The organism is Haloferax sp. Atlit-12N (assembly GCF_003383095.1).
In the GTDB taxonomy this organism is placed as follows: domain Archaea; phylum Halobacteriota; class Halobacteria; order Halobacteriales; family Haloferacaceae; genus Haloferax.
Genome location: NZ_PSYW01000001.1, coordinates 808,528 through 828,131 on the forward strand (window position 1 = coordinate 808,528; position 19,604 = coordinate 828,131).

The 19,604-nt window shown below is 65.9% G+C and carries 16 protein-coding genes; 4 read left to right on the forward strand and 12 right to left on the reverse strand.

Going from position 1 to position 19,604, the window contains the following annotated elements:
- Positions 1-15 precede the first annotated feature (15 nt).
- From C5B90_RS04215 to C5B90_RS04240, 6 genes are all read right to left on the reverse strand, one after another.
- Positions 16-1,164 carry a segregation/condensation protein A gene (locus C5B90_RS04215; protein ID WP_115879340.1) on the reverse strand — a complete coding sequence of 383 codons (1,149 nt, stop codon included), beginning with the start codon at positions 1,162-1,164 and terminating at the stop codon, positions 16-18.
- On the reverse strand, positions 1,157-4,846 hold the full coding sequence (gene smc, locus C5B90_RS04220) for a chromosome segregation protein SMC (protein ID WP_115879342.1): 3,690 nt from the start codon (positions 4,844-4,846) through the stop codon (positions 1,157-1,159). The genes C5B90_RS04215 and smc overlap by 8 nt, the downstream gene beginning before the upstream one ends.
- A gap of 84 nt (positions 4,847-4,930) precedes the next feature.
- On the reverse strand, positions 4,931-5,239 hold the full coding sequence (locus C5B90_RS04225) for a chromosome segregation protein SMC (RefSeq protein WP_115879344.1): 309 nt from the start codon (positions 5,237-5,239) through the stop codon (positions 4,931-4,933).
- Positions 5,240-5,344: 105 nt separating this feature from the next.
- Positions 5,345-6,682, reverse strand: coding sequence for an amidohydrolase (locus tag C5B90_RS04230; protein WP_115879346.1), 1,338 nt, complete (start codon positions 6,680-6,682; stop codon positions 5,345-5,347).
- A 46-nt stretch (positions 6,683-6,728) separates the two neighbouring features.
- A complete protein-coding gene (locus tag C5B90_RS04235; RefSeq protein ID WP_058827273.1) occupies positions 6,729-7,193 on the reverse strand; it encodes a hypothetical protein in 465 nt (154 codons plus the stop codon).
- A gap of 1 nt (position 7,194) precedes the next feature.
- The gene (locus C5B90_RS04240; protein ID WP_115879348.1) at positions 7,195-8,079 is read right to left on the reverse strand and encodes a DUF3100 domain-containing protein; all 885 of its coding nucleotides are present in this window, start codon (positions 8,077-8,079) and stop codon (positions 7,195-7,197) included.
- Between the two features lie 176 nt (positions 8,080-8,255).
- Between C5B90_RS04240 and gatB the strand changes: the two genes are divergently transcribed.
- Positions 8,256-9,746, forward strand: coding sequence for an Asp-tRNA(Asn)/Glu-tRNA(Gln) amidotransferase subunit GatB (gatB, locus tag C5B90_RS04245; RefSeq protein ID WP_115879350.1), 1,491 nt, complete (start codon positions 8,256-8,258; stop codon positions 9,744-9,746).
- Between the two features lie 46 nt (positions 9,747-9,792).
- On the opposite strand, the gene C5B90_RS20255 is transcribed toward gatB, so the two are convergent.
- From C5B90_RS20255 to C5B90_RS04255, 3 genes are all read right to left on the reverse strand, one after another.
- Positions 9,793-10,200: a hypothetical protein gene (locus C5B90_RS20255; protein ID WP_148708193.1), complete on the reverse strand. Its 408-nt coding sequence runs from the start codon at positions 10,198-10,200 to the stop codon at positions 9,793-9,795.
- Between the two features lie 204 nt (positions 10,201-10,404).
- Positions 10,405-10,584 carry a hypothetical protein gene (locus C5B90_RS04250; protein WP_115879352.1) on the reverse strand — a complete coding sequence of 60 codons (180 nt, stop codon included), beginning with the start codon at positions 10,582-10,584 and terminating at the stop codon, positions 10,405-10,407.
- An 83-nt stretch (positions 10,585-10,667) separates the two neighbouring features.
- Positions 10,668-12,095, reverse strand: a complete 1,428-nt coding sequence (locus tag C5B90_RS04255) for an MATE family efflux transporter (RefSeq protein ID WP_342764711.1) — start codon at positions 12,093-12,095, stop codon at positions 10,668-10,670.
- Between the two features lie 243 nt (positions 12,096-12,338).
- Here C5B90_RS04255 and C5B90_RS04260 point away from each other — a divergent pair, with 243 nt between their 5' ends.
- Entirely contained in the window at positions 12,339-14,861 is a 2,523-nt protein-coding gene (locus tag C5B90_RS04260; protein WP_115879354.1) for a DNA topoisomerase I, read from the forward strand.
- Here the strand turns inward: C5B90_RS04260 and C5B90_RS04265 are convergent.
- Positions 14,858-15,862, reverse strand: coding sequence for a restriction endonuclease (locus tag C5B90_RS04265; protein ID WP_115879356.1), 1,005 nt, complete (start codon positions 15,860-15,862; stop codon positions 14,858-14,860). The two genes, C5B90_RS04260 and C5B90_RS04265, sit on opposite strands and share 4 nt — an antisense overlap.
- Before the next feature lie 105 nt (positions 15,863-15,967).
- Here C5B90_RS04265 and C5B90_RS04270 point away from each other — a divergent pair, with 105 nt between their 5' ends.
- Positions 15,968-16,690, forward strand: coding sequence for a phosphoglycerol geranylgeranyltransferase (locus tag C5B90_RS04270; RefSeq protein WP_115879358.1), 723 nt, complete (start codon positions 15,968-15,970; stop codon positions 16,688-16,690).
- 23 nt (positions 16,691-16,713) lie between these two features.
- On the opposite strand, the gene C5B90_RS04275 is transcribed toward C5B90_RS04270, so the two are convergent.
- Both C5B90_RS04275 and C5B90_RS04280 read right to left on the reverse strand, forming a co-directional pair.
- Positions 16,714-17,472 carry a DUF4013 domain-containing protein gene (locus C5B90_RS04275; protein WP_115879360.1) on the reverse strand — a complete coding sequence of 253 codons (759 nt, stop codon included), beginning with the start codon at positions 17,470-17,472 and terminating at the stop codon, positions 16,714-16,716.
- 75 nt (positions 17,473-17,547) lie between these two features.
- Complete coding sequence (locus C5B90_RS04280; protein ID WP_115879362.1) at positions 17,548-18,132, reverse strand: cupin domain-containing protein; 585 nt, start codon at positions 18,130-18,132, stop codon at positions 17,548-17,550.
- 158 nt (positions 18,133-18,290) lie between these two features.
- Between C5B90_RS04280 and aspS the strand changes: the two genes are divergently transcribed.
- Entirely contained in the window at positions 18,291-19,595 is a 1,305-nt protein-coding gene (gene aspS, locus C5B90_RS04285; RefSeq protein WP_115879364.1) for an aspartate--tRNA(Asn) ligase, read from the forward strand.
- Positions 19,596-19,604 lie beyond the last annotated feature (9 nt).

Below are 19,604 nucleotides of genomic sequence, written 5' to 3' on the forward strand. Positions count from 1 at the left end.
GGACCGATAAAATAGCTAGTCGTCCGCGATGGCCTCGGCTTCGAGTTCGGGGTCGTCGCTGTCGGCGTCAGCGTCGTCGGCGTCGTCGGCGGCGGCGGCGGAACCGCGGTCGCCCGTCTCCGTCTCGGCGGCCGCGCCGTCGGCATCCTCGGCGTCCGCGTCCACTTCTGACCCCGCGCCGGGGTCGGCGTCGAACACCTCGGGGTTCCGAATCCAGAGGTCGCCGAACAGGTCGTCCTGCTTGAGGTAGACCGTGCTCCGGTGGGACAGAAACAGGAGCGCGAGGTAGGTCGTCATCACGGTGTCGGCCACGTCGCGTATCTCGGCGAACAGCACCTCGTCGCGGCCCTTCTCGTAGTGGGTGGCGAGCACGTCGCCGACGGCCTCGACGACCGCCTCGATGTCCTCGTTGTGGGCGGTTCCCGTCACGTCGTCCTCCGTGGGCTCGCCCGCGCCGCGCATCTCGCCGGGCGTGTGGTAGTCGAGCGTCTGCGTCCCGCGGGAGAAGCCGCGCGGCGACTCGGAGGTGTCGTACTCGCGCCGGCGCTTCCACCACGACCCGCGTTCGACCTCACGGAGTTCGCGGACGAGTTCGTCCAGCGTCTCCGGCGACCCGCGGGCGTGCTTGCGTTCGAGCCGCCGGTCCATCTCGTCTTCCAGCGCGTCGATGGGGTCGAAGCCGGGCGGGCCGTCGCCGTCGTCGCCCGGATGGCCCTCATCGCCACCGCCCTGTAAGGCGAGTTCCCACGGTTCGAGTTCCTCCTCGTCGGGTTCGTCCGGCGCGAGGAGTTCGTCGGACTTCATGCGCAGGAGGACGCTCGCGTAGAACAGCGCCCGCCCGGTCGTCCGGAGGTCCATCGCGTCGAGGCGGTTCAGGAAGGCGTCGGTGACCTCCACGATGTCGATGTCCCACGGGTCGATAGTCCCCTCCTTGGCGAGTTGGACGAGGAGTTCGACCGGTTCGACCTCGTCGTCGTCGGTCTCCGAGACGTCTTCCGGGAGGACCTCGTCCATCGCGTCGGGTTCGGCGGGGGCGGGAGAGTCGTCGGAGTCGGACGCGGCGGTGTCGGTGGCGAACGAGAAGACCGCGTCGTCATCGTCCTCGCTCGCGTCGCGCTCGCCGCGCCCGCGAGAGAGGTTCAGTTCGGGGATGTCGTCAGTCATCCGCCGGAACCTCCGCTTCCACGTCCGCGTCGGCTCCGCCGCCGTCACCACCGTCTGCGTCGTCGCCGTCGCCGCTTCCGCCGTCGTCTCCGTCCGGTCCGTCCGCGTCGCTTCCAGCCTCGCCGTCGCCGCCGAACTGGATACCCGTGACGGCGCTGACGTTGTCGCCCTGCATCGTCACGCCGATGGCGCGCTCGGCGCGTTCGAGGAGCGCGGAGCGGTGCGAGACGACGACGAACTGGGCGTCGCCCGCGAGGTCGTCGACCATCTGGCCGACGCGCTCGGCGTTCGCGGCGTCGAGGAAGGCGTCGACCTCGTCGAGCGCGTAGAACGGCGCGGGATTGTGGCGCTGGATGGCGAAGATAAACGCGAGCGCCGTCAGCGACTTCTCGCCGCCGGACATGGCGTCGAGGCGCTGGATGGGCTTGTCGCCCGGTTGGGCCTTCATCGTCAGGCCCTCCTCGAAGGGGTCTTCGGGGTTCTCCAACTGGAGGTGGCCCGTGCCGTTCGACAGGCGCTCGAAGATGTCGGTGAAGTTCTCGGCGATGGCGTCGAACGACTCCATGAACGTCGCCTTCTTCTGGGACTCGTACTGGTCGATGCGGTCGGCGATGGCGTCGCGCTCTTCGACCAGCACGTCGCGGCGCTCCTGGAGGGCTTCGAGGTCGGCTTTCACGTCGTCGTACTCGTCGATAGCGAGCATGTTGACCGGTTCGAGTTCCTCCATCTCCTCGGTGAGCCGCTCGATTTCGGACTCGACCGTATCGTGGTCGGGAATCTCGTCGGGGTCGTAGTCGCCGACCTGCGATTCGAGCTCGTCTATCTCCCACTCGAGGCGCTCGGCGGCCGACCGCATGCTTTCGAGCTTCGATTCGACCGCGCTCACGCGGTCTTTCTTCTCGTCGCGGGCGCTCCGGGCCTCGCGGAGGTCGCCCTGTAGCTCCGTGCGGTCCTCCTTGAGGTCGACCAGTTCCTCTTCGAGTTCGGCGACCGCCTCGCGCTTGGCCTCGAGGTCGTCCTCGCGCTCCTCGATTTTCGACTCCGCCTCGGAGATGGACTTCCGAGCCTCGGCTTTGCGGTTCTGGGCGGCCTCGACCGTGTCGTGGAGGTCGTCGACCGCGTCTTCCGCGTACTGCTTTTCGAGTTGAATCTCGTTGAGCCGGCCGTCGAGCGTCGACATCCGGTCTTCGAGGTCGTCGATGTCCGCGCGAATATCGTCGGCGCGGGCGGTGAGCTCTGGAATCTCGGAGTCCGCGAGTTCGGCCTCGATGTCCTCGATGGCGGCCTCGACCGTCTCGATTTCGTCGTCGAGGTCGGCGATTTCGTCGTCGAGGTCGGACATCTGTTCGTCCACCGACTCGCGTTCGGACTGGAGTTCGTCGAGGCGGTCGTCGAGGCGGTCGATTTCGGCTTCGGCGTCCTCGATGTCCTCCTCTGCGTCCTCGATTTCGCGCTCGATGGTCCGGACGCGGTCGGCGGCGTCGGAAGCCCGCCCGCGGGCGTCGTCGAGGTCGTCGTCGATGTCCCGAATCTCCTCGTTGAGCGAGCGACGGCGGTCTTCGAGCTTCGTAATCTCCTTCGCGAGGCGGTCGAGTTTGCCCTCGCCGGACTTCGAAAAGGAGTAGCGAGAGCCGCCGCCGGAGCCGCCGGTCATCGCGCCGGAGCGCTCCACGAGGTCGCCGTCGAGGGTGACCATACGGTAGTCGCCCATCAGGTCCCGGGCGGTCTCCATGTCCTCGACGACGAGCGTCGACCCGAGGACGTACGAGAAAATCGACTCGTACTGCGAATCGTAGTCGACGAGGTTGCGCGCGAAGTCCACGACGCCAGGGGCGTTGGGCTTGCGCGGCAGGCTCCGATTGTCCATCTTCGTGATGGGCAGGAACGTCGCGCGGCCCGCGTTGCGGGACTTCAGGTGGTCGATACAGGACGACCCCACGCCGTCGTCGTCGACGACGACGTTGGCGAGGCGGCCGCCGGCGGCTGTCTCACAGGCTTTCGCGTACTCGCCGTCGACGGAGCCGAGTTGGCCGACCGCGCCGTGGACGCCGGAGATACCAGCGTTGAGAATGGTCGTGACGGCCCGTGGCCACGAGTTGTCGCCGTCTTTGCCGGCGCGGGCTTCGAGGCGGGCGTACTCCGACTGCTTGGTCTGGAGTTCGTCCGTGACCTCCGAGAGTTCGTCGTTCAGGTCGGCCTTCTCGGCCTGCAGGTCCTCGATGACGCCGTCTATCTTCGCCTTGTTCTTCTCGGCGGTGTCGAGTTCGCTGTGCAGGTCGGAGACGGTCGCCTTCAGTTCGGGGATGCGCTCGCGGGCGCGTTCGAGTTCGTCTCGGGTCTCCGAAATCTGGTTCGAGCGGCGGCGCGCGTCGTCCAGCAGGCGGTCCTTGGCGCGCTGGCGGTCGTTCTTCTCGTCTTTGAGGTCGTCGAGCGTCTCCTTTCGCTCCGCGAGTTCCGATTTCAGTTCGTCGAACTCGGTGTCGACCGAGTCGATTTCGGACTGTACCTCGGAGAGTTCGACCCGCTTGGACTGGATGTCGCTTTTGACCGACGCCTTCTCGACTTTGACCTCGCGGATGTCGTCTTCGAGGTCGTCGATCTGCTCTTGCTTGCGGTCGATGTCGATGAACGCCTTCCGGCGCTCGGCCTCGGCGTCGTCGCGCTTTTCCTCGGCCGCCTCGATGGCGTTTTCGAGCCGGGAGATGTCGCCCTTTATCTCCTCCATCTCCGACTTGATGCGGAGCTGTTCGTCCTCGCCCTTGCGCTCTATCTCGTGGGTGAGGTCTTCGAGGTCTTCTTCGAGCCGGGTGACTTTCCCCTGTCGCTCGTCGAGTTCGGCCTGTAGGTCTTCGAGGTCGGCCTCGGTGGACTCGATGCGCGATTCGGTCCGCGAGAGGTCGTCGCGCTTGTCTTCGAGTTCCGCGGCCTTCAGGTAGCCCTCGTACTCCTCTTTCTCCTCGCGGAGTCCCTTGTAGGTGAGCGCGGTCTCGCGCTCGTCGGCGAGTTGGTCGAGGCGCGTCTCTTTTTCCTCGATGCGGAGGTCCGCCTCGTCGACGCGCTCTTCGACCGCCTCTAACTCCTCGAAGGCGGCGTCTTTCTTCTCGTCGAACTCGGCGACGCCCGCGATTTCGTCGATGATGCCCCGCCGCTGGTAGGGCGTCATGTTGATAATCTCGGTCACGTCGCCCTGCATGACGACGTTGTAGCCCTCGGGGGTGATGCCCGCCTGCGCGAGCAGGTCCTTGATGTCCGAGAGGTTGACCGAGCGCTCGTTGAGGTAGTAGTACGAGTAGTAGTTGTCCGGCGTCTCCTTGACGCGGCGCTTGATGGTTATCTCCTCGACGTCGCCGACCTTGTCGGTGCCGGCGGCGTTGACGACCTGCGAGCGGTCGAGCGTCCCCTCGGAGTTGTCGAGGACGACCGTGACGCTCGCCTCTTTCGGCTGTTTCGCGGCCTCGTCACTCCCGTCGGCGTGACCGGGGTTGTAGATGAGGTCCGTCAGCTTCTCGGCGCGAATCCCGCGGGTGCGGGCGAGGCCGAGCGCGAAGAGGACGCCGTCGATGATGTTCGATTTGCCGGAACCGTTCGGGCCCGTAACGACCGTGAAATCCTCGTAGAACGGGATGCGAGTCGGCCGCCCGAAGCTCTTGAAACCGTCAAGGACGAGCTCTTTGATGTGCATGGGTTGGTGTTCACGCGGGCGACGCCCGCAGGTGGAGCGCGCCGCATGAACACGGGGCGCGCTCGCGTCGGACGGCGCGCCCGATTACGCGACGATGATGTCGTCGTCGGGGGTCTCGCCGTCGCCTTCGTCAGTCTCGTCGGCCTCGTCCGGTTTAGTCTCATCGCCGTCGGCCGACGACGCCTCGTCGGCTTCGGCGGCCTCCGCGGCGGACTCGTCTTCGGTCTCCCAGTCGCCGCGACGGGTCGCGGCCCGCGAGGGAACGTCCACGTCGTTGGCGTCTTCGAGCTGGCGAAGCCGTTCTTTGGTCTCGACGAGTTCCTCGGTGAGCCCGTTCACGGCGGCCTGCAGTTCTGCGACTTTGGATTCGAGTTCCTCCACCCGGTTACTCATGGGTAACATAGCCCCGCGCGTGAGACATAAATGTGCGTCAGACAATCACCGAAAATGTGATACGTGTGCGGGCGACCCCGCCCTCGCACGCTCGCCGTCGCCCGCTCAGTCCCGGTACGACTCGGTCGTCGTGGTCCGGAGCGACCGGACCGCGTCGAGGTACTCCTCGCGACTGCGCTTTTCGGCTTTCGCCGCGCGGACCTCGGCCATCGCCTCGGAGTCGGTGAGCAGGTCGACTAGCGTGCAGGCGGTGAGTTTCGCTGGGATGACGTAGGCCATCTCCTCGTCGACGACCCGGAAGTCCCGGGCGTGGACCGCGCCCTCGAAGCCGCCGGTCCACGGGTGGATGCCGGGGACGAGTTGTGTGATGTCGCCCATGTCCGTCGACCCCGAGAGGTGCGGCGTCCCCGCCGTGACCGCGTCGGGACCGACGATGTCGCGGGCGTTCTCGTCGTAGAACGCGACCATCGTCTCGTCGGTCCGAAGCGGCATGTACCCGGGATAGTCCTCGATTTCCACGTCGCCGCCGACGCCCATCGCGCCGGACGCGAGCGCCCGGTTAACCGACTCGTTTGCTTCTGAGACAGCTTCGATGGACGCCGCGCGGACGTACGACTCCATCGTCACCTCGGCGGGAACGACGTTGACGCCGTCGCCGCCGCGGGTGATGATGGGATGGACGCGGACGTGGTCCTCGTCGCGGAAGCGCTCGCGCTGGGCGTGGACCGCGTTCATCCCGAGCATCGCGGCGTTGAGCGCGTTGACGCCCTCTTCGGGGGCCGCGCCGGCGTGTGCTTCGGTCCCGCGATAGGTGACGAACTTGCCGACGAAGCCGTTGGTCGAGAAGTCGCTCGTAATCGTCCGTTCGGGCGTGTCGCTGCCGGCGTGCATCATCGCGGCGGCGTCCCAGTCGTCGACGTAGCCACGGCGGATGAGCTCCTGTTTGCCGCCGAAGAACTCGATATCACCCGCTTCGAGCAGTTCGCGGCGGTAGTCGAGGTCGAGATACTCCTCGGCCGGGACGGCGACGAACTCGACCGCGCCGTCGAGGTCGTCGACGACGCCGCTGCCGACGAGGCCGAAGGCGGTCCCGACGAGGTGTGCGAGTTGGGCGTTGTGACCGCAGGCGTGGACCGCGCCTGTCTCGGGGTCCGCAAGCGGGTGGTCCGGGTTGACGAGCGCGTCGAGTTCGCCGAGGACGGCCGCGACGAAGTCGCCGGAGCCAGCGCGAGCGCGTGCGCCGGTAATCGCCAGTCCCGTCTCCACGTCGAGGTCGAGGTCCTCGAAGAGCGAGACGACCTTCTCGGTCGTCTTGACCTCCTTGTAGCCGAGTTCCGGTTCGGCCTGCACGTCCTTCGCGAAGGCGATAATCTCGTCGGCGCGGTCGTCGATAGCGTCGCAGACGCGGGCTTTGAGAGCCGCGACGCGGTCGTCGTCGGTCATCGCGTCTCACTCCTGCGGGCGGAGCGGTCGTCGGTGGCGGTCGTCATCAGATAATCCCCTGTGCGGAGAGCACGGCCTGCGAGATGAGCGCGGAGCCGAAGAACGTCCCGAAGAAGACGAACACCGCCACGAGGACGAGCTTCCAGCTGACTTCCTTCATCTTCCCGGTCTGGAGGCCGATAGAGAGTCCCGCGTAGGCGAGAATCGGCGTCGTCGTCGCGAGGAAGTCGACCTTCCCGACAGCAGCCAGAAACGGCGCTTGGACCGGCGAAAACGGGAGCGCCAGGGCGAACGCGAGAATCATCGCGTAGGCGAACGCCGGTAGGTCGAGCGGAATCAGTCGGCCCATAAGCAGAGCGACGAGGCCGATGAGGACGATGAGCGCCATGCCGGGGAGCGCGGCGAGGAAGCCGGTGCCGGTGGCGAGGAGGTTCGCCGTCAGCGTCAGGAACGCCACCACGAGTAGCATCTTCAGCGACTCGACGGAGAACTCCGGGGTCGACATCGACATCTCACTCACCTCCATCGGCCGCGGCGGTACCGCGGCCGAGTACGGGTGCGAGGACCGCGTAGAGGCGCGTGATGACCGGGAGGCCGACGAGGATGACCATGTAGAGCCCCGTGATGCCGGTCAAGAGATTGCTCGTCGCGGCGAAGCTCAGAATCTGGTCCTCGGCGACGCCCGCGCCGCCGACGGCCGCCGCCAGCGACGTGGAACAGGCAGTCATCATACTCGCAGAGCCCATGCCGCAGGCCATCGAGAGCGCCAGCGGGTGGAGTCCCGTCGCGGGGGCGAAACCGCCGAGCAGACCGAAGAAGACGGTTCCGAGGACCGTCCCCGTCATGTAGGTTCCGAGGACACCGCGGCCCTCAGGTGACTCGATGCCGTACTTGTCGGTGATGACACCGAGAGTCGGTTCGCGGGCGATGCTGACAGCGGCCCCGATGGACTCACGCTTGAGGCCCAAAAGCAGGGCGAGCGGGAGCGCGACGAGAATCGTGCCGAGGTTACCGAACTCCTGCAGGACGAACGCCGGCCCGGCCGCCACGAGGTCGTAGAACGACGGCGCGACGAGCGTTCCGTACTTGACGCCGAGCGGCATCAGCGCGATGACGAGAAGCGGCGAAGCGATGCGGCTCACGTCCTCGTCGACGACCCGCCGGAGCGGTTCGAGGAGCGACCCGAGGACGCTGTAACTGAGGACGAGGCCGAGGACGACGGCGTACAGGAGCGGCAGGAGCACGACCTGTCCCGGCCCGAGCGGGAACGTTATCGTGCCGATAAGTTCCGCGACGACGACGATGAGAAGAACCGTCAGGTGCGTCCGGAGGTGTGCCGAGAGTCGGCCGCCGGTGCGAATCGGTGCCCATCTATCCGAGGTAGTATCGTTTGTCATATGTGAACAGATTCTGCGAATCGTGGAGATGAAACGCCAGCATATAAAACCTCGTTAGTGATTGTCTGTCGGTTGCGGCAGGGGTCGGTGTCGGCGTCGGCGTCGGCGACCCACAGACGGGGTTCGCTGCGAGCGGTCCCGTTAGTCTTTAGCCCACCGCCGTCGAAGCGCGCCCAATGACTGCGCAAGCGCTCGAACAGCGCGAACTCGCGGTCGTCATCGGGTTGGAGGTCCACGTTCAACTCGAGACGGCCACGAAGATTTTCTGTAGCTGTTCGACCGAGCCTGCCGAGGACGAGGAGCCGAACACCCGCGTGTGCCCCGTCTGTCTCGGGCTGCCGGGCGCGCTCCCGGTGCTCAACGAGGCGGCGGTGGAGTCGGCGGTCAAAATCGGCAAGGCGCTGAACGCCGATATCGCCGAGGACACCCGCTTCCACCGGAAGAACTACTACTACCCCGACCTGCCCAAGAACTTCCAGATCACCCAGTACGACGCGCCCATCTGCGCCGACGGGACGCTGGAAGTGTCCGTCGAGGGCACCCGCCGCGACATCGGCATCACGCGCGCCCACCTCGAAGAGGACCCCGGCAGCCTCCAGCACAAAGGCGGCAGCATCGACACGGCGGACTACACGCTCGTCAACTACAACCGCGCCGGCACGCCGCTGGTCGAAATCGTCACCGAGCCCGACTTCCGGAGCCCGCAGGAGACCCGCGCGTTCCTCGCGAAGCTCGAAGAGGTGCTCGAATACCTCGGCGTGTTCGACGCCACCCGCGACGGCTCGCTCCGCATCGACGCCAACATCTCGCTCGTCCCCGCCGACGAGGTCGACGACGACGGCGCGATTTCCGACGAGGCGCTCGAAGCGGCCAACCGCACCGAGGTCAAGAACATCTCCAGCCACAAGGGCGCAGAGAAGGCGCTGGCCTACGAGGTCACCCGCCAGAAGAACGCCATCAAGCGCGGCCGCGCCGTCGAACAGGAGACGCGCCACTGGGACGAGTCCCGCGGCATCACCGTCTCGATGCGCTCGAAGGAAGAAGAAAAGGACTACCGCTACTTCCGCGAGGCCGACCTCCCGCCGCTCCAAGTCGCCCACTGGAAAGAAGAGATTCCGATTCCGGAACTCCCCGACGCCCGCCGCGAGCGCTTCCACACCGAGTACGGCATCGACGAGGAGTCCGCCTCGAAGCTTACCTCGACCAAGGAGGTCGCGGACTTCTTCGAGGACGTCGCCGCCGAGTTCGACGCCGACCTCGCCGCGACGTGGGTCGCCGACAACCTACTCGGCGAACTCAACTACCGCGACATGCACATCACGGACGTGTCGGACCGCCTCGACGAGTTCACGCGGCTCGTCGAACTCGTCGACGCCGACGAGGTGACGACGAAGAACGCCGAGGAAATCGTCCTCCGCGAGATGCTCGACGAGGGCAAGGACCCCGACACCATCGTCGACGAAGAAGGCCTCGGCAAGGCCGACGACGACGAAATCGGCGGCTTCGTGCAGGAAGCCATCGACGAGAACCCCGACGCCGTCGAGGACTACCACAACGGCGAGGGCGGCGCGCTGAACTTCCTCGTCGGGCAGGTCATGCAGAAGTCCAAGGGGAGCGCCGACCCCGGCACCGTGAACCAGTTGCTCCGCGAGAAGTTAGACGAGTAAGAAAACGCACGAATCCTTTTCGTGCTCTCGTGTCGCGTGCTCCAGATTAGTCTAACACTTGAATAGAAACATGGACGACCGAGCTTTGATGCTCCATATACCACCCGTTTTGTGCTAGGTTGTTGCTGTTAGTATGCTTTGGTAGCGAGTCGAGTGTCGATTGAAGTGCTTTCTTTTCTTTTTTATTCACCCGGATATAGGCTGGTGACTCCTCTATCGCTGATTTGACTGCCTCTCGAATCAACGACTCTTCTGGAATCCTAGAATCGGACAGTGGGGTGACTTTCGCGCCATCAGGGGCTTCTGGAACTTTGCGGCCAATCAAGTCGATGTTACTTCTAACATCATTGCTAAATCCAATATGCGGTACTCTGGCATTACATCCGGCCAGCAGAATAGAACTGATGGCAGCGCTAGTACCGATGAACGTTCTTCGATTAGTTTTCGGGGACATCGAATGCTCTAGTGACAATTTTATTTGATTATAAATCTTCAGTGATTGGACGCTCTAACCGGACCAAGACTAGTGACATCCTCCCCGTCGTAAACGACGGGGCTTCCCGTACCGCAGGTGGGATAGCCCGCTGATGTCGAGTGCGACGAGTAGACCAGCCAGCGACTCACGGCCGCATCTGGAGCCCCCCCTACTACAGACGAATTACTGCGTCCTGCGCCGGACGTACTGCTCGAACTGGATGAACTCGGTCGTTCCGCAGGCAGCGCACTCGTCGGGGGCGCTGTAGTGGTACGACCCGCTTTCTCTCGTCACTGTGCCAGCGTAGACCGCGTGACAGCCATCGCAGACGAATCGATCCGGCAACTCAGGAGTATGAGACATGATAGCATATTCAACGCGGACAGAAATGATACCTTCGACACAGCTATCGTGGCGAGAGTGCCGCACCTCCCGCCACGGGAGAATCAGTCGTCACCCGCCGCCGGCGTCGCCCCGCGGTCGATGACGCCCTCGCGCCACGTGCCGAGTCGGAACCAGACGACTGCGACCGCGAACGAGGCGACCGCGCCAGCGACGTAGGCCCACCAGAGGCCTTCGACGCCCCACGCGAGTCCCGAGACGGGGCCGACGACCGGGAGGGAGACGGTCCACGCGAACGCGACCGCGAGGGCGACCGGCACGCGGAAAATCCACCGCGAGAGGAACGACAGCGCCATCGCGGCCTTCGTGACGCCCGCGCCGCGGAACGCCCCCTGAATCACCATCACGCCGCCGAAGAACGCCCACGACGGGGCGACGATGCGGAGGAACGTCACACCCGCGTCGATGACCGGCTGTTCGTCGATAAAGAGACGCATCGCCTCGGCCGGGAAGGCTATGACGAGACCCGCGGCGGCGAAGAGTAGCCCCATCGTCCCCGCCATCGCGGTCCACGCGACCGAGGCGGCCCGGTCGGGCGTCCGCGCGCCGAGGTTCTGGCCGACGCCGGTCGCCGTCGCCTGCCCGACCGCGCCGGAGACGGTCCACGAGACGGACATGAGGCGGACGCCGATGCCGTAGGCCGCGGTCGGCGTCGGGCCGAACCGAGCGACGAACGCGGCCATCACGACCGCCGAAAAGCTCCGCGCCCAGCCGTCGAGGGTGGCCGGGTAGCCGATATCGACCAGCTTTCTGAGGCGTTCCGGGTCGGGCCGGAGGTCGGCGAGTCGGAGCTTGACGCCCCAGTCGCCGCGCAGGAGGATGTAGACGCCCGCGGCCGTCGCGAACAGGCGGGCGATGAGCGTCGCAATCGCCGCGCCGCGGGTTCCCATCCCCGCGATTGGCCCCCAACCGATGATGAGAATCGGGTCGAGAACGACGTTGAGGCCGGCGGAGGCGACCATGAGCCACATCGCGGTCTTCGTGTCGCCCGCGCCCTGGAGCGCCGCCCGAAACGCGAAAAACAGGAACGTGAGCGGCAGCGAGAGGAAGATGACCTCGATGTAGGCGAGCGCCTCGGTGAAGACGGCACCCTCCGCGCCGATGAGTTCCAAAAGCGGATATCTGAACGTGAAGCCGGCGACGGCGAGGACGACCGAGACGGCGAGGGTGAGAAGCACCGTCTGGCCGACGACGCGGTCGGCCTCGCGGTCGTCGCCCGCGCCGACGTGCTGCGAGACGAGGGCGATGGTCGCGGCGGTGATGCCCATCGCGGTCGAGACGAACATCCAACTCGTCGGGAACATGAGCGAGACGGCGGCGACGGCGTCCGCGCCGACGCGGCCGACCCAGAACACGTCCGCGAGGTTGTACAGCGTCTGGAGGAGGTTTCCGGCGACGAGCGGCCACGAGAGGGAGAGCAGTTTGGGGGCGATTCTCCCCTCGGTCATGTCGATTCGCGAATCACCCGACACGGTCTCAGCTTCGGCGCGTGGAGGTTATCGCTTCTGGTGTCGCGGTCGCTCGTCGCGTCGAGTCGACAAGGCGAGTCGGTGAAATCTGGCGGGAGACGCGGCGTGTGGCGGACGCGTCGGCAGATACACACCTTCGCGCGCGGGGCGCGCTCACCCGCACGCTCGTATCCGCGCGCGTTGAGGCCGCTACGCTCCGAATTCGGCACGAAAGGTTTAGGACAACCCCCATCATATCGCCGCTCAATGAGCAGGGGTCCGGAACTCATCATCACGGAGAAGGACAACGCCGCGAGGCGCATCGCCGACATCCTGAGCGGCGAGACCGCCTCCGCGGAGCGAATGAACGGCGTGAACGTCTACAAGTGGGGCGGCAAGCGCTGTATCGGCCTGTCGGGCCACGTCGTCGGCGTGGACTTCCCGCCGGAGTACAACGACTGGCGCGACGTGGAGCCGGTCGAACTCATCGGCGCGCCCGTCGAGAAACACCCCACGCAGGAGAACATCGTCGCCGCGCTTCGCCGACTCGCCCGCCGCGCGGGGAACGTCACCATCGCGACCGACTACGACCGCGAGGGCGAACTCATCGGGAAGGAGGCGTACGAACTCGTCCGCGACGTGAACGAGGACGTGCCCGTCGACCGCGTGCGGTTTTCCTCTATCACGAAGCGCGAGGTGACGGAGGCGTTCGAGAACCCCGACGACCTCGACTTCGACCTCGCCGCCGCGGGCGAGGCCAGACAGATTATCGACCTCGTCTGGGGGGCCGCACTCACGCGGTTCCTCTCGCTTTCGGCCCGCCAACTCGGCAACGACTTCATCTCGGTCGGCCGCGTGCAGGGGCCGACGCTGAAGCTCATCGTCGACCGCGAGCGCGAAATCGAGGCGTTCGACCCCGAGGACTACTGGGAGCTGTTCTCCAAGCTGACGAAAGACGCCGACGGTGACGCTGAGTCCTTCGAGGCGCAGTACTTCTACCTCGACGACGACGGCACCGAAGCCGAACGCGTCTGGAACGAGGAGGACGCGGAGGAAGCCTATCAGACGCTCCTCGGCGTCGAGGCCGCGGAAGTCGCGTCGGTCAACCGCCGCACGCGGACCGACACGCCGCCCGCGCCGTTCAACACCACGCAGTTCATCCGCGCCGCCGGCTCTATCGGCTACTCCGCCCAGCGGGCGATGAGCATCGCCGAGGACCTCTACACCGCCGGCTACATCACCTACCCGCGGACCGACAACACGGTGTACCCCGACGACCTCGACCCGCGCGAACTGCTCGGCGCGTTCGAGGGCGACCGCCGGTTCAAGGAGGACGCCGAATCCCTCCTCGAACAGGAGGAAATCGAGCCAACCGAGGGCGACAACGAGACGACCGACCACCCGCCGATTCACCCGACCGGCGAACTCCCCTCGGCGTCCGACCTCACCGAAGACGAGTGGGACGTGTACGAACTCGTCGTCCGGCGCTTCTTCGCCACCGTCGCCGAGGACGCCGTCTGGGAGCACCTCCGCGTCGTCGCCGAGGTCGAGGGGCTCTCGCTGAAAGCCAACGGCAAGCGCCTGCTCGAAGCCGGCTACCACGACGTCTACCCGTACTTCAACTCCAGCGAGTCGTTCGTGCCGGACGTCGAGGAAGGCGAGTCGCTCGTGCTGTCCGACACGCACCTCGACGCCAAGCAGACCCAGCCCCCGCGGCGCTACGGCCAGTCGCGACTCATCGAGACGATGGAACAGATGGGTATCGGGACGAAGGCGACCCGCCACGACGTGATTCAGAAGCTCTACGACCGCGGCTACATCGAGAGCGACCCGCCGCGGCCGACCCGCCTCGCACGGGCGGTCGTGGAGGCCTCCGAGGACTTCGCGAAGCTCATCGTCAGCGAGGAGATGACCTCGCAACTCGAATCCGACATGCTGGCTATCGCCCGCGGCGAGGCCACCCTCGAAGACGTGACCGAGGAGTCCAAGGAGATGCTCCAAGACGTGTTCGAGGGACTGATGGAGTCCCGCGAGGAACTCGGCAAGCAGCTCCAGGACTCGCTGAAGGCCGACAAGACGGTCGGCACCTGCCCCGACTGCGGCGGCGACCTCGTCGTCAGAAAGAGCCGCCGCGGCTCGTACTTCATCGGCTGTGACTCCTACCCCGACTGCACCCACACGCTCCCGCTTCCCTCGACGGGCAAGCCGCTCATCATGGAAGAGTCCTGCGAGGACCACGACCTCCACCACATCAAGATGCTCGCCGGGCGCAAGACGTTCGTCCACGGCTGTCCGCTCTGTAAGGCCGAGGAGGCCGACGAGGAAGACGACCTCGTCATCGGGACGTGTCCCGAGTGCGGTGAGGAACACGACGGCGAACTCGCCATCAAGCGCCTCCGCTCCGGCTCCCGACTCGTCGGCTGTACCCGCTACCCCGACTGCGACTACTCGCTGCCGCTGCCCCGTCGCGGCGACATCGAGGTGACAGACGAGTCCTGCGATGAACACGACCTCCCCGAACTCCGGATTACCTACGAGGGCGACCGCGAGCCGTGGGAACTCGGCTGTCCCATCTGCAACTACCGCGAGTACCAAGCCCAGCAGAACGGCGAGGGCGGTTCCGACTTAGAGAGCATCAGCGGCATCGGCGCGAAGACCGCCGAGAAGCTGAAAGACGCCGGTATCGAGGACGTGAAGACGCTGAAGGCGTCCGAACCCGACGACATCGCGGCGAAAGTCGAAGGTGTGGGTGCGGATACGGTTCGGAAGTGGCAGACTGCGGCGGATTAGTCCCCGTTCCAAACGTATCGTTTTCCCCGGCCGTTTTCGACCGAGACTTCGGGGAGCCGGGCGAGCCAAACGCCGACTGAACTCGCCCGACGTTTCGCGCTACTCCGCGATAGCTCCGACTCAGATGCGACGAAGTCAACGAGATCGCTGTGCCCGAACGACCCCGACTCCGAGAGCGGGTGTGCGAGTCGTTCGATTATCTGTGCATTTCGAATCCCGTCGAGAAGGAGGGGTTCGGCCTCGTCGTCGAGGCCCGCTGTTCGATAGGCGATGTACCGAGCGCCGCTTCGGGTGAGTGACCAGCGGCGCTGTCTGTGGGTCTCCTCGTCGGGCCACTCTTGATGAACGAACCCGAGAATCCAGCCCGCAATCGCGTACAGGTCCGCGTGGCGGGGCGATACGTCCGCAGACGAGACAATGTCGTCTTTGGTTCCGCGGGTGTCGCCGATAGCCGAGAGAACAGCGTCGAGGGTTTCGAACGAGTTGGCGAGCGGAATTCGTTTCGACGGAACCGTGCCCGTCTCGTCGGTCTCTCCGAACAGGTTCCAGAAACCCTCGTCGGGTTCGAGCTGTCCGCCGCCTCGCCGAACGCCGACGCGGAGGTCGACCATCGACTCGAACAGCGCGGAACCGTTCACCAAGTGGATACCTGCCCGTTCGGCGCTTTCGACGGCCGGGTCGGTGAACGAACTCGTCGTGATGACCGTCCCGGTGTCGCATCCCGTATCGGCTAGCGCGCCCTGAAATCGCTGTATTGCGGGCGAACCGACTGTGTTGCTCGGGTCGTACTGCTTCGCCTGAACGCCGAGCGAAACGTCCAGAAGCGGATTACTGACGCGACCGTCGATGTCGATGCCGCCGTCCTGTCGAAAAGCGGTTACCGAGAACCGCGCCGGGGGAAGCGACTCCGTGAGCACCGACTCGCAGAGTAGTTCGAACTCCGCCGCGGACAGGGACATCGCTCTGTGTTCGACGTATTCGGTCGCGGCGGTTGCGTCCATCGTACACCGGATTTGGTGACAGGTGGGTTAAAATTCACTCCCGACTATGCGTGTGACCCATTCCATCCGCACGCTTTTTACGCCCCCTCAAGCAAAGAGCGACCAATGAGCTATCCGTGGGAAGACTGGGATCACATCACCAAAATCGACCCAGACAAGGACCTCGTCGACGGCGAGACGTTCGAAGACGTGTGTGAGACGGGCACCGACGCCCTCGAAATCGGCGGCACGCTCGACATCACAGAAGAGAAGATGGAACGCGTCATCGAGGCCACCTCGAAGTACGACGTGCCAATCTATCAGGAGCCGTCGAACCCCGGCGTCGTCATCGACGACGACGCGCTGGACGGTTACCTCATCCCGACGGTGTTCAACGCGAGCGACTCGTTTTGGATCACCGGCGCGCACAAGGAGTGGGTCCGAATCGAAGACGGCCTCGACTGGGACCGCACCCACACCGAGGCGTACATCGTGTTGAACCCCGAGTCGTCAGTCGCCGAGTACACCGACGCCGACACCGACCAGTCCGCCGAGGACGTGGCCTCGTTCGCCCGCGTCGCCGAGAAGATGTTCGGCCAGAAAATCATCTACGTCGAGTACTCGGGCACCTACGGCGACCCCGAGAAGGTCGGCGCGGCGCACGACGCGCTCGACGATGCGACGCTGTTCTACGGCGGCGGCATCCACGACTACGAATCGGCTTACGAGATGGGCCAGCACGCGGACGCGGTCGTCGTCGGCAACCTCCTGCACGACAAGGGCGTCGACGCGGTGCGCGAGACGGTCGAGGGCGCGAAGGACGCGACGGCCGAACTCGTCGCCGAGTAATCCCCACGGGCGCGGTTTCGCTTCTACGCCGACTCCATCGACTCGGCCGACCCCGAGTTTGCGTCGCCAGCGCGCGACTCCCGAGTCACGCCCGCGCCGAGCGCCGTGGCGTCCGGCGCGCCGCGCCCGAGGAGCGTCGCGGCCACGACGAGAAAGCAGAACGACGCGGTCGCGGCGAGCGCGGTCCCGGCGACCGGCACCGCGGCGCAGAGGGCGACGAGCAGGCGCGCGACGAAGCCGACGAGCGCGACGGCCGAAGCGACGCTGACGAACGAGCGGTCGAGCGCGAGGTCGCGTGTGACTGGAACTGCCGCCACGAGCGACCGCTCGCGGGCGAGGGCGGCCGTCACGGCCACCGAGAGATACGAGCCCGCCAGCGCGGCGAGCCCGGCCGCGGCGAGCGTGGCGGTGTCGATCGGGGAGAGACCGAGAAGCCCGAGCATCGCTGGATTGGTCGCATACGTAAACATCGCAAGCGAGGGCCCAGATCCCGGGAAGGCGACGGTCACGAGGCCGACCGCGGGGAGTTGGAGCGCGACGAGCGCAGCCGAGAGGCGGGCACCGTCGGCGGCCATGCCGGTGAGGTCGTCGAACGACGGGAGCGCGGTCGCCTCGTGGTCGCCGGCGCGAACGAGGCGGACGACGTAGCCCGAAAGCAGAATACCCGCGAGCGGCGTGGCGAGCGACGCGAGCGTCGCGAGGACGCCGGTGACGGCGGTGTCGAGCGGTGAGTCTTCAGCGAACGGGAGAGCGAAGGCGGCTTCGAGGTCTGAAACGTCCATGTCCGAGGCGAGGTGGCCGCGGGTTCGTATATAAATCTCAGCGACGGGTGCGTCGCAGTCGAAGCGAGAGGTACGTCACGCCTCGTCGGTGGGCTCACCGTCCCAGTAGCCGACTTCGGCGTCTCGCGGATAGTAGCCGTGGAGCGTCCGGGCGTGCTTGTCGCCGCCCGGTGGCGCGCCGCAGAACACGCCGATTTTGTCCGAGTCAGGGTAGACCGTCACGTCGGGGTGGTTCATCGTCGAGAGCGCGAGGTACCGGAGCGGTTCGTCCCCGTCGTTCTCGATTTGCCTGACGTAGTCGGCCCCGGCGGGGAGCGCGACGTAGGTGTCCGGTTCGAGGTCGAGGTCGGCCGCGCCCTCGCGCGTCCGGAGCGCACCCGTTCCGGAGAGCACGTACAGCGCCTCCTCGTTGCCTTCGTGGTAGTGCGTCGGCCACGGCCGCTTCCCGGGTGGGACTTCGTAGAGCGAACAGCCGAGGTCGCGGCCGCCGCCGCGGTCCGCGAGCCGCTTCCGGCGGAACGCGAAGCGGTCGCCGCGCGCGCTTTCGGACCAGTCAAGGTCGGCGGTCCGGGTGGCCTCCGGTGCCGGACCGGACGCCGAGGCGGCGTCGGCATCGGTTCTCGGTTCGTCCGCCGGCCCGTCCGGTGAGTCGGGAGCCATACCGAGGGGACACGTGCCGCGAACTAAGTACCACGGTACCACAGACCCTGTCAACGAGTGGCCCGTATCGTCCCGTATCTCGGTGGATTCGACACTCGAACGCGTCCGAGCGAGGCGAAGACACGATGTTTAAGACGAACGGTCGGGAACCACGTCGTATGCGAAACCGAACGTACACGGCCGACGCCGAACCCGGTGACACGGTCACCGTCGCCGGCTGGGTCCACGAAGTCCGTGACCTCGGCGGCATCGCGTTTCTGATTCTCCGGGACACCTCCGGCAAGATTCAGGTCAAGTTCGAGAAGGACGAGATGGACGACGACCTCGTCGAGACGGGTCTCGGCGTCCACCGCGAGAGCGTCATCTCCGTGACCGGCGAGGTCGCGGAAGAGCCCCGAGCGCCGACGGGCGTCGAAGTCACGCCCGAGAGCCTCGACGTCATCGCCGAGGCCGAGGCGCAGCTCCCGCTCGACCCCTCCGGCAAGGTCGACGCCGAGCTTTCGACGCGTCTCGACAACCGCACGCTCGACCTCCGCAAGGACGAAGTGAAGGCCATCTTCGAGATTCGCGCCGAGGTCCAGCGCGCCGTCCGCGAGCAGTTCCGCGACCTCCGCGCCACCGAGATCAACACGCCGAAAATCGTCGCCACGGGTACCGAAGGCGGCACCGAGCTCTTCCCCATCACCTACTTCGGCAAGGAAGCGTTCATGAACCAGTCGCCCCAGCTGTTCAAGCAGCTGATGGTCGGCTCCGGTCTGGAGCGCGTCTTCGAGGTCGGCCCCATCTTCCGCGCCGAAGAGCACAACACGCCCCGCCACCTCAACGAGGCGACCTCCATCGACTTCGAGTCGGCGTTCATCGACCACACGGAAGCGATGGACGTGTGCGAGGCCGTCGTCACGGCCGCCTACGAGGCCGTCGAGGAGAACTGTCAGGACGAGCTCGAAGCGCTCGGTCTCGAAGACGAGTTCGAAGCGCCGTCCGGCGAGTTCCCGCGACTCACCTACGAGGAGGCCATCCAGCGCATCAACGCGACGGGCAAGCTCGACGAGCAGCTCGTCTGGGGCGACGACCTCCCCACCGAGGGCGAGAAGGCGCTCGGCGAGGACGTCGGCGAGCACTACTTCATCACCGACTGGCCCAGCGAAATCAAGCCGTTCTACATCAAGGACCACGACGACGACGAGACGCTCTCGACGGGCTTCGACATGATGCACCCGAACATGGAACTCGTCTCGGGCGGTCAGCGTGAACACCGCTTCGACCACCTCGTCGCCGGCTTCGAACAGCAGGGTCTCGACCCCGACGCGTTCGAGTACTACACGAAGATGTTCAAGTACGGCATGCCCCCGCACGCCGGCTTCGGACTCGGCGGCGAGCGGCTCATCATGACGATGCTCGGACTGGAGAACATCCGAGAAGCTGTTCTGTTCCCACGAGACAGACAACGCCTGAGTCCGTAGACGAAGGCG

Coding starts and splice junctions, on each gene's coding strand:
- C5B90_RS04215 (WP_115879340.1), bottom strand. CDS start 1,164: ATGACTGACGACATCCCCGAACTGAACCTCTCTCGCGGGCGCGGCGAG.
- smc (WP_115879342.1), bottom strand. CDS start 4,846: ATGCACATCAAAGAGCTCGTCCTTGACGGTTTCAAGAGCTTCGGGCGG.
- C5B90_RS04225 (WP_115879344.1), bottom strand. CDS start 5,239: ATGAGTAACCGGGTGGAGGAACTCGAATCCAAAGTCGCAGAACTGCAG.
- C5B90_RS04230 (WP_115879346.1), bottom strand. CDS start 6,682: ATGACCGACGACGACCGCGTCGCGGCTCTCAAAGCCCGCGTCTGCGAC.
- C5B90_RS04235 (WP_058827273.1), bottom strand. CDS start 7,193: ATGTCGATGTCGACCCCGGAGTTCTCCGTCGAGTCGCTGAAGATGCTA.
- C5B90_RS04240 (WP_115879348.1), bottom strand. CDS start 8,079: ATGACAAACGATACTACCTCGGATAGATGGGCACCGATTCGCACCGGC.
- gatB (WP_115879350.1), top strand. CDS start 8,256: ATGACTGCGCAAGCGCTCGAACAGCGCGAACTCGCGGTCGTCATCGGG.
- C5B90_RS20255 (WP_148708193.1), bottom strand. CDS start 10,200: ATGTCCCCGAAAACTAATCGAAGAACGTTCATCGGTACTAGCGCTGCC.
- C5B90_RS04250 (WP_115879352.1), bottom strand. CDS start 10,584: ATGTCTCATACTCCTGAGTTGCCGGATCGATTCGTCTGCGATGGCTGT.
- C5B90_RS04260 (WP_115879354.1), top strand. CDS start 12,339: ATGAGCAGGGGTCCGGAACTCATCATCACGGAGAAGGACAACGCCGCG.
- C5B90_RS04265 (WP_115879356.1), bottom strand. CDS start 15,862: ATGGACGCAACCGCCGCGACCGAATACGTCGAACACAGAGCGATGTCC.
- C5B90_RS04270 (WP_115879358.1), top strand. CDS start 15,968: ATGAGCTATCCGTGGGAAGACTGGGATCACATCACCAAAATCGACCCA.
- C5B90_RS04275 (WP_115879360.1), bottom strand. CDS start 17,472: ATGGACGTTTCAGACCTCGAAGCCGCCTTCGCTCTCCCGTTCGCTGAA.
- C5B90_RS04280 (WP_115879362.1), bottom strand. CDS start 18,132: ATGGCTCCCGACTCACCGGACGGGCCGGCGGACGAACCGAGAACCGAT.
- aspS (WP_115879364.1), top strand. CDS start 18,291: ATGCGAAACCGAACGTACACGGCCGACGCCGAACCCGGTGACACGGTC.